Here is an 11,997-nt window from a genome sequence, read left to right on the forward strand (position 1 = left end):
CCTCAGACCGGCATCGACTCCGGCGCCTCGCTCGCGTCGTCGGCGCGCTCGTCGGCCCGGACGACGTCGTCCTCGGGCCACCAGACGTCGCGCACGACCATGGCCACCAGCCACAGCGTGCCGACGAGGTGCACGGCGATCGCGATCCAGTAGAAGCCGGCCGGCCCGTCGCTCCGCGAGAGCAGGCCACCCTTCCACCACCAGGTCATCGCGAAGAAGACCAGCTCGCACGACTGCCACACCAGCAGGTCGCGCCACCGTGGCCGCGCGAGGGCGGCGAGCGGCAGCAGCCACAGGGCCTGCTGGGGCTCGTAGGTGAGGCCGAGGACGACGACGCCGGCGACCAGCAGCAGGGCGACCTGGCTCAGGCGCGGCCGGGCCGGGGCGGCGTGCACGAGGACCAGCACGGCCGCCCACCACAGGACGACCAGGGCCCACGAGATCGGCAGGCCGACCTCGCGCGAGAGCCCGGCCGACTGCGCGACGATCGCCCAGAGCGACCCCTCGTCGGGCGTGCGCTGCCACGCGGTGGAGAAGAAGACCTCCCACTGCTGGCGCCCGGTGAGGAAGGCGGGGGCGTTGAGCACCGCCCAGGTGGCCACGGCCGGCACGACCGCCGGCAGCACGAGCGCCGGACGCCGGTCGCGCACGCAGAGCGCGACGAAGGCCGCCAGCAGCAGCACCGGCCAGACGCCGGCCGCGACCCCCGCACCCACGAGGGCGCCGCCGAGCACGACCCGGCCCCGGGAGAACGCCCACAGGGCACCGGCGACCGCGGCGACCGGCAGCAGGTCCCACGACACGACGCCGGCCACGGCCAGCACCGGCGCGACCGCGAACCCGGCGGCGTCCCACGGACGACGCCGGCGCGCGGCCCGCAGCGCGGCGGTGGCGGCGAGGGCGAGCGCGGCGAAGCCGAGGCAGTTGAGCAGCATGAACAGGCGGCGCTCGTCGTCGACGGTGTCGCTGTCGGCCAGGACGCCGGCCGGCTCGCCGTAGCGCACGGAGACCTCGGGCGAGCCGCTGAGCACGTGGGTCACGCGGGCGACGGAGTAGCTCCACAGCCCGACGGCCGCCGGCTCGCTCGTGGGGGCGTAGCGCAGCCGGGTCTGCTCGTCGCCCGACCACGGCCAGGCGAGCTCGACGAGGCCGGTGCCGGTGTAGGCGTCGGGCACCTTCGAGACGCAGGCGTGGGTGTAGCGCGACGGGTCGGTGCTCGACCACCCGTCGGCGGCGCACGCCGTCTTCGACACCAGACCGAGCGCGAAGGTGAGCGCGGTCAGGGCGAGCAGGACGCCGAGCACGGTGACGCCGCGGCCGCGGCCGGCGTGCTCGCCGACGGGTCCGCCGACGACCTCGCTGAGCCCGGCGACGACCGGGTCGTCGCGGGTGGGGTGCACGTGCTCCGGCCCGGACGGCGCGCGCGACACCTCCGGCTCAGTCCTGCTCGCGACCAGCGACCTGCGCCCGGGGCGCCGGGGTCGGCTCGTCCGGGCTGGGGCAGCCCCCGAGCACGGTGCAGTCCTCCGGCGGCGGCGGGGTCGTGGCCGGCGGGGGCGGCGGCTCCGTCGTGGCGGGCGGCGGGGGCGGAGCCGTCGTCGTCGGCGGCGCCGAGGTCGGCGGGGCCGAGGTCTCCGGCGGCTTCGTCGGCGGCTTGGTGGTCTTGGTGGGCCGGTCGTCGGGCTCGTCGTCGTCGGAGGTCGACGGCGGCGCGGGCGGCGGGGTGTAGGGGGCGTGGCCCGTCGACGGCGCGTCGCCGTCGACGAAGGCCGGCTCGGGGAAGTCCTCCGGCTCGACGCCCTCCATCGCGCGGCTCATGATCGCGTTCCAGGTCTTGGCCGGGTAGTTGCCGCCGAAGTAGCCGGACTTGCCGTCGGAGGTCGCGGGCAGCCAGTCGTCGAGCTGGCCGTTGCCCTGGCCACGCACGTACATCACCGCGGTCGACAGCTGCGGCGTGTAGCCGATGAACCAGGACGACGACACCGCGCCGCCGGTCTTCGTGGCCGTGCCGGTCTTGCCGGCGATCGGGCGGTCGTCGAGCTGCGCCGACGTGCCGGAGCCGCTCTCGGTGACCTGCTGCAGGGCGTAGGACACGTCGGAGGCGAGGTCGGCGTCGAGCACGCGCTTCTCGGTGACCTTGTGCTGGTAGAGCACCTCGCCCTCGCGGTTGGTCACCTTGTCGATGAGGTAGACCGGCGCCGACATGCCCTCGGCGGCGATGGTGGCGTAGCCGTTGGCCATGTTGATCGGGCTCACGGTGGCCGAGCCGAGCGAGACGCCGGTCTCGGGGTTGAGCCCGCCGCTCGACGTCGGGATGCCGAACGGGTTCTTCTTGCGCGGCTTGTTGCCGGGCACGCCCATGTCCTCGGCCATCTTCACGATGGCCTCGGGGCCGTTGTCCATCGCCACGGTGAGGTCGATGAAGGCGGTGTTGATGGAGTCCTCGGTGGCCTGGGTGAGGCTGACGCGACCGTAGCTGCGGCCGCCGCCCTCGCCCTGGTTGCCGAACTCGGTGTCGCCGACCTCGTAGGGGGCGTTGCCGTCGAAGGTGTCCTTGAGCGCGAAGCCCTGCTTGAGGCCGGCCGCCACGGCGTAGGCCTTGAAGGTCGAGCCGGCCTGGCCGCCCGCGACCGCCCAGTTGAGCTGGGAGTCGAGGTAGTCCTGCCCGCCGTAGAAGCCGCGCAGCGCACCGGTGCCCGGCTCGACCGCCGCCGCGCCGACGTGCAGCTGCTTGGGCTTGAAGGTGTCGGTGGGCTCGCTCGGGCGGATCTCCTCGACGCCGTCCTCGATCGCCGACATCACCTTCGGGTCGAGCGTGGTGGTGATCCGCAGGCCGCCGCCGTCGATCTCGTCCTCGGTGAACGAGCTGCCGTCGTTCTTCTCCAGGCCCAGCAGCTGGTTCTTGATGAGGGTCAGCATGTGACCCTGCTGGCCGCCGTAGGTGCTCTGCTGCTCCTGCTTGGGGAACTTCGGCAGGCTCGTGCGGGCCTCGGCCGCCTCGGCGTCGGTGATGTCACCCATCTCGGCCATCGAGTCGAGCACGTACTGGTAGCGGCCCTTGAGGGCCTGGCGGGCCTGCTTGCCGTCGGCCGGGTCGAGGTCGTTGGGGTCGTTGAGGACCGAGGCGAGAACGGCGGACTGGCGCAGGTTGAGGTCCTTGGCCTGCTTGCCGAAGTAGACGTCGGCCGCGGCCTGGACGCCGTAGGCGCCGCGCCCGAAGTAGATGGTGTTCAGGTAGCCCGCGAGCACCTCGTCCTTCGACATCTGCCGCTGGATCTTCAGCGACAAGATCGCCTCCTTGACCTTGCGCTGGTAGCTGCGCTCCTGGGTCAGGTAGAGGATCTTCACGTACTGCTGGGTGATGGTCGAGGCGCCCTGCTGGCTACCGCCGCTGGCGTTGTTGAACATCGCGCGCGCGATGCCGCGGGTGTCGATGCCGTTGTTGTCGTAGAACGACTGGTCCTCGGCCGCGATCACCGCCTGCTGCAGCGTCTCGGGCATGTCGTCGAGCGGGATCGAGTCGCGGTACTGGGTCTCGTAGCGGCCGAGGTCGTCGCCGTTGTCGTAGTAGACGAACGAGGTGTCGGTGAGGAACTCGGGGTTGGCCGAGGGGATGTCGGTGGTCTTGTAGAGGTAGATGAAGCCGCCGACCCCGATCAGCATCAGGATCAGCGCGGTGATCGTGCCCCACTTGGCGACCTTGAGCAGGCGACGCCGCCAGGTCATCGGTGCCTTGTCCTCCTGCGTGCCCTGGCCGCCACCGGACCTCCGGCGCTTCAGCGGCGACCGTGAGGTGCCGTCGGTGGACGACGCCTCGTCGGCCTTGCGCTTGCCGCCCACGTGCTACCTCCATGCCGTCTCGCGTGCTCGGGTCCGGGACCGACCCGACTGTTCAGGGTACGCAGGACGACGAACGGGGGCCGAAATGCGGCGGACGCCGTCCGGGCCCGGCGCCGGTGGCCTTCGGTCCGAGAGATCGGCACGACCTATCGGGGATTTCGCATCCGCGGATATATCGCTACGATAGGTCGCATGGCACGCCGCGCAGAGTCCATCGAGCTGGCAGTCCTCGGACTGCTGCACGAGGGACCCATGCACGGCTACGAGCTGCGCAAGCGGCTCAACCTCATGCTCGGGTGGGGGCGCGTGCTCTCCTACGGCTCGCTCTACCCGACGTTGAAGAAGATGCTGAAGGGCAACCTCATCGAGGAGCTCGCTCCCACGATGACGCCCACCTCCCGTCGTCCGAAGATCACCTACCAGGTGACCGCGGCCGGCACCGCCGAGTTCGAGCGGCTCATGGCCGACATCGGGCCGGCGGCGTGGGAGGACGACAACTTCGGCATCCGGTTCGCCTTCTTCGGGCGCACCGACATGGAGATCCGGCTGCGGGTGCTCGAAGGGCGCCGCAGCCGCCTGCAGGAGCGGCTCGACCGCATCCAGCGGGAGCTGTCCATGACCGAGAAGGAGGTCGACCAGTACTCCGCCGAGCTCCAGCGGCACGGCATGGAGTCGACCGAGCGCGAGGTGCAGTGGCTCTCCGACCTCATCAACGCCGAGCGCAACCAGGCGGCGATCAAGCCGCCTGCGGCCCAGAACCCCTGAGCCACCCCACCCACCACCACAGCACCTCCACCTGAAGTCACCACGAAAGGGAATCCCGATGGGTTCGATCCGTGTAGCAATCGTGGGCGTCGGCAACTGCGCCACGTCCCTCATCCAGGGTGTCCACTTCTATCGTGACGCCGACCCGGCCGAGACGGTGCCGGGCCTCATGCACGTCGCCTTCGGCGACTACCACGTGCGCGACATCGAGTTCGTCGCCGCGTTCGACGTCGACGACAAGAAGGTCGGCAAGGACCTCTCCGAGGCCATCAACGCCTCCGAGAACAACACCATCAAGATCTGCGACGTCCCGACCCTCGGTGTCGAGGTGCAGCGCGGCCCGACGCTCGACGGCCTCGGCAAGTACTACCGCGCCACCATCGAGGAGTCCGCCAAGGACGCCGTCGACGTGACCCAGGTCCTCAAGGACGCCCAGGTCGACGTCCTCGTCTCCTACCTGCCCGTGGGCTCGGAGGAGGCCGACAAGTTCTACGCCCAGTGCGCCATCGACGCCGGCGTCGGCTTCGTCAACGCCCTGCCCGTCTTCATCGCCTCCGACCCCGAGTGGGCCGCGAAGTTCGAGGCCGCCGGCGTCCCGATCGTCGGTGACGACATCAAGAGCCAGATCGGCGCCACCATCACCCACCGCGTGATGGCGAAGCTGTTCGAGGACCGCGGCGTCGCGCTCGACCGCACCTACCAGCTCAACGTCGGCGGCAACATGGACTTCAAGAACATGCTCGAGCGTGAGCGTCTCGAGTCCAAGAAGGTCTCCAAGACCCAGGCCGTCACCTCCAACCTGCAGGGCGAGCTGGCCGGCAAGATCCACGACAAGAACGTGCACATCGGCCCGTCCGACTACGTCGCGTGGCTCGACGACCGCAAGTGGGCCTACGTCCGCCTCGAGGGCTCGGCCTTCGGCGGCGTGCCGCTCAACCTCGAGTACAAGCTCGAGGTGTGGGACTCGCCCAACTCGGCGGGCATCATCATCGACGCCCTGCGCGCCTGCAAGATCGCCAAGGACCGCGGCCTCGGTGGCCCGATCATCTCGGCGTCGTCCTACCTGATGAAGTCGCCGCCGGTGCAGCTGCCCGACGACGAGGGTCGCCGCCGCGTCGAGGCCTTCATCGCCGGTGCCGAGTGACCTCTGCGTGACCTGATCCACCGCTCGACGGCGGGCATCCTCCTCGGAGGGTGCCCGCCGTCCTGCATCCGGGTGCGGCCAGGCCACGCCGGCGCGGGTCAGGCGGACACGGACTCCGCCTCGGTCTTCACCTTCGCGAGCGTCTCGTGCATGCCGCGCTCGAGCCGGCGGGTGAACGGCTCGATGCCGCCCAGCGCCACCCGGGTGAGGGCGGTCGAGACCTTCGAGACCCCGTGCGGCAGCTCGCGACGCTGGACGACGCGCGTGCCGCCACGGCCGTCGTCGCTGAGCTCGAACGACCAGATGGTGCGGTTCTCGGCGACCCGGAAGGCGAAGTCGCGGTGCGGCTCGAAGCGCACGACCTTGGCCGTCGTGGGCCAGAACAGCAGGCCCTGGCGGTTGAGGTTGACGAACCGCGCACCCTTCTTCACCGTGCCGCCGCGCACCGTGGTGCGCACGACCTGCGGACTCCACGACGCCATCCGGGGCACGTCGGTAACCAGCGACCACACCTGTGCCGGCGTCGCGTCGATGTCGATGCTCGCCTCGAGCTCCTCGTACTGGGCCATGCGCCGGAGGCTACTGAACGATGTTCAACAAGCACTATGACGTCTGTCACACCGTTGGTACGTGACACATCAGCTAGCAGCAGCCCGGGATAGTTCGATACCAGGTCGACCTCATTGAGGCCGAAAAGGTCGACCTGGTATCGAACTATCCCGGCTCAGCCTCGCGCGCTAGCCACTAGCAAGCAGTGAGCTAGCGGTCGGCCCACCAGGCGAGGAGGGCGGCGCGGGCGGCGTCGGGCGACTGGGGGCCCTGGTCGAGCCGGAGGTCGAGGAGGAAGGCGTAGGCCTGGCCAACCTCGCGGCCGGGGCCGATGCCGAGGACCTCCATGATCTCGTTGCCGTCGAGGTCGGGGCGGATGGCGGCCAGCTCCTCCTCCTCCGAGAGCCGCTCGATGCGCGCCTCGAGCTCGTCGTAGGTGCGGCGGAGCCGGTCGGCCTTGCGCTGGTTGCGGGTGGTGCAGTCGGCGCGCGTGAGCACGTGCAGGCGGTCGAGCTCGGCGCCGGCGTCGCGCACGTAGCGGCGGACGGCGGAGTCGGTCCACTCGCCCGAGCCGTAGCCGTGGAAGCGCAGGTGCAGCTCGACGAGCCGGCTCACCGACTCGATCTCGTCGTTGCTGAACCGCAGCGCCTTCATCCTCTTGCGGGTCAGCTTGGCGCCGACGACGTCGTGGTGGTGGAAGGTCACGGTGCCGTCGTCGACCAGCCGGCGCGTGCGCGGCTTGCCGACGTCGTGCATGAGCGCGGCGAAGCGTGAGACGAAGTCGGGTGCGCCGTCGCCGTCGGGCCCGCCGGTGAGCCGCGGCTCGAGGTCGATGGCCTGCTCGAGCACGGTGAGCGTGTGCTCGTAGACGTCCTTGTGCCGGTGGTGCTCGTCGCGCTCGAGCCGCAGCGCCGGCAGCTCGGGCAGCACGAGGTCGGCCAGCCCGGTGTCGACGAGGAGCGTCAGGCCCAGGCGCGGGTAGGGGGCGCAGACCAGCTTGACCAGCTCGTCGCGCACCCGTTCGGCGCTGATGATCTCGATGCGCGCGGCCATGTCGGTCATCGCCTGCACGACCTCGGGCGCGACGGTGAACCCGAGCTGGGCGGCGAACCGGGCGGCGCGCAGCATGCGCAGGGGGTCGTCGCCGAACGAGTCCTCCGGACGCCCCGGCGTGCGGAGCACGCGGTGGGCGAGGTCGACGATGCCGCCGAACGGGTCCTCGAAGTCGCGCTGCGGCAGGCTCACCGCCATGGCGTTCACGGTGAAGTCGCGGCGTCCGAGGTCGCCGGCGAGCGAGTCGCCGTAGCGCACCGTCGGGTTGCGCGACGCCGGGTCGTAGCTCTCGGAGCGGTAGGTGGTCACCTCGACCTGCCACGCGCCCTTGCGTGCGCCGATCGTGCCGAAGTCGCGCCCCATGTCCCACAGCGCGTCGCCCCACCCCTTGAGCAGCCGCTCGGTCTCCTCGGGGCGGGCGGACGTCGTGAAGTCGAGGTCGTGGTGCGAGCGGCCGAGCATCGCGTCGCGCACCGGCCCGCCGACCAGGTGCAGCTCGTGCCCGGCGTCGGTGAACAGCGCCCCGAGGGGGTCGATCAGCGGGGCCAGCCGGTCGAGCTCGGCGCCGACGCGACGCTGCACCTCGACGATCGAGAGAGGCTGGGGAGTCGGGTCGGACACTCCGCGGAGTCTAGGGACGGTCGGGAACGCCAGGCGACCCGGATACCCTCGTCCGGTGGTCCGACCGTCGTACGTGCGCGCCCTCGTGGCCTCGTACGCCGTCCTCGCGGCCACCCTGACCGGGCTGGTCGGGCTGAGCGCCACGACGACGCCGGCGCAGGCCGCCACCGCCGCGGCACCGGTACCGGCCCCCGCCGAGGAGGACACCGCCCCGCTCGGCGTCACCATCTCGTCCATGACGCCGGCCTCGCTGCCGGCCTCGGGCACCATCGCCGTCACCGGCACGGTCACCAACCGCACCGACGAGACGTGGTCGAACATCAGCCTGCTCGCCTTCGTCGGCGACGGCGAGCTCGGCGCGCTCGACGAGCCGTTCCGCAACCAGGGCGAGCTCGAGGCCTCGATGGCCACGCCGTACGACGCCGTGGTCGGCCAGCGGCTCACCGTCGGCGGGCGACCCGGCGAGGTCGAGGAGCTCGCCCCCGGGGCGACGTCGATCTACCGGGTCACGGTGCCGGTCGACGCGATCGAGCCCAACGGGGCCGGCGTCTACTGGTTCGGGGTGCACGCCCTCGGCTCCAGCCCGTCGCGGCCCTACGACGGCACCGCCGTCGGCCGGGCGCGCACCTACCTGCCCGTCGTGCCCCGACGCTTCCACGACCGACCGCTCGACGTCGCCCTGGTGCTGCCGCTCACCGCGCCGGTGCGGTGGTCCGGCGACGGCAGGGTGGCCGACCCCGAGTCGTGGGCGAGCGCCCTCGGCCCCGAAGGCCGGCTCACCCGGCTCCTCGACTTCGCCGACCAGGCACCGGTGATCACCTGGCTGGTCGACCCCGCCCTCGTCGACGCCGTCGCCCACCTCGCGGCGGGCAACCCGCCCCGCACCCTCGGCCCGGGCACCGACGAGACGACGAGCGCCGACCCCTCGACCGCGCCGGCCGAGGACGACGACGTCCCGCCGACCCCCGAGGCCCAGCAGGCCGCGACCTGGCTCGACGACCTCGGTCGCACGCTGCGCGGCGACGAGGTGTACACGCTGCCCTACGGCAACCCCGACCTGCCGTCGACGCTCGAGCACGCCCCGCGCCTGCTCGACGTCGCCCGCGCCCAGCGCAGCGAGGCCCTCACCGAGCTCGGCGTCGAGCCCCGCCCGGTGATCACCTCACCGACGGGCTACCTCGACGCCGACAGCATCGCCGCCGCGGGCGACGACGCCCGCGTGCTCGTCACCGACCGGATGTTCGCCGACCTCGACGGACGGGAGCCGCCGCCGGCCGTGGCCGACGTCGACGGACGCCGCGTGCTGGTCACCTCGCACGGGGCCGTGCAGGGCAGCCCCGGGCCCGGCCCGTCGCTGACCCCGACCGGGTTGCGCCAGCGGGTGCTCGCCGAGGCCGCCGTCCGCGAGATCAAAGGCGACCGGCGGCCGATGGTCGTCGTCCTGCCGTCGTCGACCGCGCTCGACGACCCCGCCGCCTTCTTCGCCGGGCTCTCCGTGCCGTGGCTCGACCTCGGCACCCTCGACGACGTCGACCGCGCGGCGACGGCGACCCCGGTCGACGCCGCCGACCTCGGCTACCCGGCCCTGCAGGGCAACCGCGAGCTCGACGGCGCCAACGTCGCGGCCGTCGAGGAGCTCGTCGCGGGCGGCGACGCGCTGCAGAACGTGCTCGTCGACGACACCGGCATCGGCGGCACGATCACCGAGGAGGCGCTCACCGGGCTCTCCTACTTCGCCCGCTACGACGAGGCCGCCGCGCTCGCGGCCACCGACGGCGCCCGCGCGTGGGTCGACGAGCGCCTCGACGGCATCCAGATCAGCGACTCGCCCGGCATCACCCTCGCCAGCTCGAGCGGGACCTTCGCGGTCACGCTGACCAACAACCTCGACCACCGCGTCGCGGTGAGCGTGCGGGCCGAGTCCGACCGGGGCATCGAGGTCACCGCGCCCGAGCGCATCGTGCTCGAGGCCGACGGGCGCGCGACCGCCCAGCTGCGGGCCACGACCACGACCAACGCCGTGCACAACGTGCGGCTGCAGGTCACCGACCCCGCCGGCACGCCGCTCGGGGCCTCGGCCCAGGTGCCGATCCGGCCCACGCAGGTCAGCGACGTCATCTGGCTCATCATCGGCACCGGCGCCGGCCTGCTCTTCCTGGCGATCGCCGTCCGCCTGGTGCGTCGGGTGCGCGCCGCGCGCCGCGGCGAGCCCGGTGCCGGACGACGCGGCTCGTCCGCCGCCCCGCCGCCGGTCGAGGTCGGGTGAGCACCCGCGCGGTCGAGCCTGCCGAGCAGGACCGGACCGCCGACCAGGACTCCCAGAGCTCGGTGCTGGCCAACAGCGCCGTGATGGCCGCCGGCACCGTCGTGTCGCGGATGAGCGGGTTCATCCGCTCGACCCTGCTCGCGGCGGCCCTCGGCGCGTCGCTGCACGCCGACATCTTCACCATCGCCAACACCGTGCCGAACATGCTCTACATCCTGTTGGCCGGGGGCGTGTTCAACGCCGTCCTCGTGCCGCAGCTGGTGCGGGCGATGACGTCCGACCCCGACGGCGGCGAGGCCTACACCAACCGGATCATCACGCTCGCGGCGCTGTTCCTCGGCGCCGTCACGGTCGCGCTCGTCGTCTTCGCGCCGCAGCTGATGTCGCTCTACCTCGACGACCGGTTCTCCGACGCCGACCGGGTCGACCACCTGGCCTCGGTCGTCGACCTCGCGCGGTTCTGCCTGCCGCAGGTGTTCTTCTACGGCATGTTCGTGCTGGTCGGGCAGATCCTCAACGCCCGCGGCCGATTCGGACCGATGATGTGGGCGCCCATCGCCAACAACGTCATCTCGGTCGGCGTCCTGGTGGTCTACCTCGTCGCGTTCGGCCCGGCCCAGGGCGCCGAGCTCGTCGGCCCCTTCGACGCCGACCAGGAGATGCTGCTCGGCCTCGGCTCCACCGTCGGCATCGCCGCTCAGCTGCTGATCCTGGTGCCCTACCTCAAGCGCGCCGGGTTCACCTTCCGGCCGCGCTTCGACTTCCGCGGCGCCGGGCTCGGCCACACGCTGCGCCTCGGCCTCTGGACGGTGCTGTTCGTCGTCGTCAACCAGGTCGCCTACACGGTCGTGGTCAAGCTCGCCTCGGGCGGCACGGCCGACGGCGGCGACGGCACCGGCTACGCCGTCTACTCCTCGACGTTCCTGATCGTGATGGTCCCGCACTCGATCATCACCGTCTCGCTGGCCACGGCGATCCTGCCGCGCCTCTCACGGCACGCCGCGGCCGGCGACCTGCCACGGCTGGCCGAGACCCTCGGCACCAACCTGCGCACCGCGCTCGCGGTCGTCGTGCCGTTCGCGGCCGTGCTCCCGCTCGTCGCGACCGACGTCGCCAACGTCGTCTGGGGGCACGGCGCTGCGGCCGAGTCCTACGACTCCTACGCGCCCTCGCTGGCCCTTTTCGGCCCCGGCATCGTGATGTTCACCGTGCACTACCTCGTGCTGCGCGGGTTCTACGCCCTCGAGCAGACCCGCACCGTCTTCTACGTGCAGTGCGTCGTCGCCACCGTGAACATCGTCGCCGCCCTGCTCCTGGTGCGCGGTGCCGACGCCGTCGACACCTCCCCTGCCCTCGTCGTCGCCTACGGGACGTCGTACGCCGTGGGTGCCCTGGTGTCCTACCTCGTGCTCCGGCACCGGCTCGGCGGGCTCGCCACCCCGCGGCTGGTGCGCTTCGTCGTCCGGCTCGCGCTCGCCGTCGCGGCCGCCGTCCTCGCGGCGTTCGCGGCCCGGCTGGCGCTCGGCGGGCTCGGCGACGACCCCCACTGGACGCTCGCCGCCGTGCGGGGTGCCGTCGTGACCGGCGTGGGCGGCATCGTGTTCCTCCTCGGCGCCGAGCTCACCCGCCTGCGCGAGGTCACCTCGATCCTCGACCTCGTCCGCCGACGTCTCGGCTTCGTACCGAGTCGGCGCGGAGGCGCACATCGGCGCTACTAGCGGCCTAGGATGGGGCCCGTCCAACGTCCGTCCCGAGGAGA

At 72.0% G+C, this 11,997-nt stretch carries 8 protein-coding genes; 4 read left to right on the top strand and 4 right to left on the bottom strand.

Going from position 1 to position 11,997, the window contains the following annotated elements; translation table 11 throughout:
• Window positions 1-2: 2 nt before the first annotated feature.
• Together ABFT23_RS02485 and ABFT23_RS02490 are read right to left on the bottom strand one after the other, a co-directional pair.
• Entirely contained in the window at window positions 3-1,430 is a 1,428-nt protein-coding gene (locus ABFT23_RS02485) for a glycosyltransferase 87 family protein (protein ID WP_347892335.1), read from the bottom strand.
• Window positions 1,431-1,437: 7 nt separating this feature from the next.
• Window positions 1,438-3,840 carry a transglycosylase domain-containing protein gene (locus tag ABFT23_RS02490; RefSeq protein ID WP_347892336.1) on the bottom strand — a complete coding sequence of 801 codons (2,403 nt, stop codon included), beginning with the start codon at window positions 3,838-3,840 and terminating at the stop codon, window positions 1,438-1,440.
• 192 nt (window positions 3,841-4,032) lie between these two features.
• Between ABFT23_RS02490 and ABFT23_RS02495 the strand changes: the two genes are divergently transcribed.
• Window positions 4,033-4,605 carry a PadR family transcriptional regulator gene (locus ABFT23_RS02495; RefSeq protein WP_347892338.1) on the top strand — a complete coding sequence of 191 codons (573 nt, stop codon included), beginning with the start codon at window positions 4,033-4,035 and terminating at the stop codon, window positions 4,603-4,605.
• A gap of 58 nt (window positions 4,606-4,663) precedes the next feature.
• A complete protein-coding gene (locus ABFT23_RS02500; protein ID WP_347892340.1) occupies window positions 4,664-5,749 on the top strand; it encodes an inositol-3-phosphate synthase in 1,086 nt (361 codons plus the stop codon).
• A gap of 98 nt (window positions 5,750-5,847) precedes the next feature.
• Here the strand turns inward: ABFT23_RS02500 and ABFT23_RS02505 are convergent, their stop codons facing one another.
• Window positions 5,848-6,318: an SRPBCC family protein gene (locus tag ABFT23_RS02505; protein WP_347892342.1), complete on the bottom strand. Its 471-nt coding sequence runs from the start codon at window positions 6,316-6,318 to the stop codon at window positions 5,848-5,850.
• A gap of 190 nt (window positions 6,319-6,508) precedes the next feature.
• Entirely contained in the window at window positions 6,509-7,972 is a 1,464-nt protein-coding gene (locus ABFT23_RS02510; RefSeq protein WP_347892344.1) for a CCA tRNA nucleotidyltransferase, read from the bottom strand.
• Window positions 7,973-8,027: 55 nt separating this feature from the next.
• Between ABFT23_RS02510 and ABFT23_RS02515 the strand changes: the two genes are divergently transcribed.
• Window positions 8,028-10,238 (top strand): DUF6049 family protein, encoded by a 2,211-nt coding sequence (locus ABFT23_RS02515; RefSeq protein WP_347892345.1) that lies wholly within the window; start codon window positions 8,028-8,030, stop codon window positions 10,236-10,238.
• Entirely contained in the window at window positions 10,235-11,956 is a 1,722-nt protein-coding gene (gene murJ / locus ABFT23_RS02520) for a murein biosynthesis integral membrane protein MurJ (protein ID WP_347892346.1), read from the top strand. The genes ABFT23_RS02515 and murJ overlap by 4 nt, the downstream gene beginning before the upstream one ends.
• Window positions 11,957-11,997: the final 41 nt, after the last annotated feature.

The organism is Nocardioides secundeburneus (assembly GCF_039939255.1).
Taxonomy (GTDB): domain Bacteria; phylum Actinomycetota; class Actinomycetes; order Propionibacteriales; family Nocardioidaceae; genus Nocardioides.

Excerpts from the sequence above, each read along its gene's own strand:
- ABFT23_RS02495 (WP_347892338.1), top strand. The coding sequence starts at position 4,033 with ATGGCACGCCGCGCAGAGTCCATCGAGCTGGCAGTCCTCGGACTGCTG.
- ABFT23_RS02500 (WP_347892340.1), top strand. The coding sequence starts at position 4,664 with ATGGGTTCGATCCGTGTAGCAATCGTGGGCGTCGGCAACTGCGCCACG.
- ABFT23_RS02505 (WP_347892342.1), bottom strand. The coding sequence starts at position 6,318 with ATGGCCCAGTACGAGGAGCTCGAGGCGAGCATCGACATCGACGCGACG.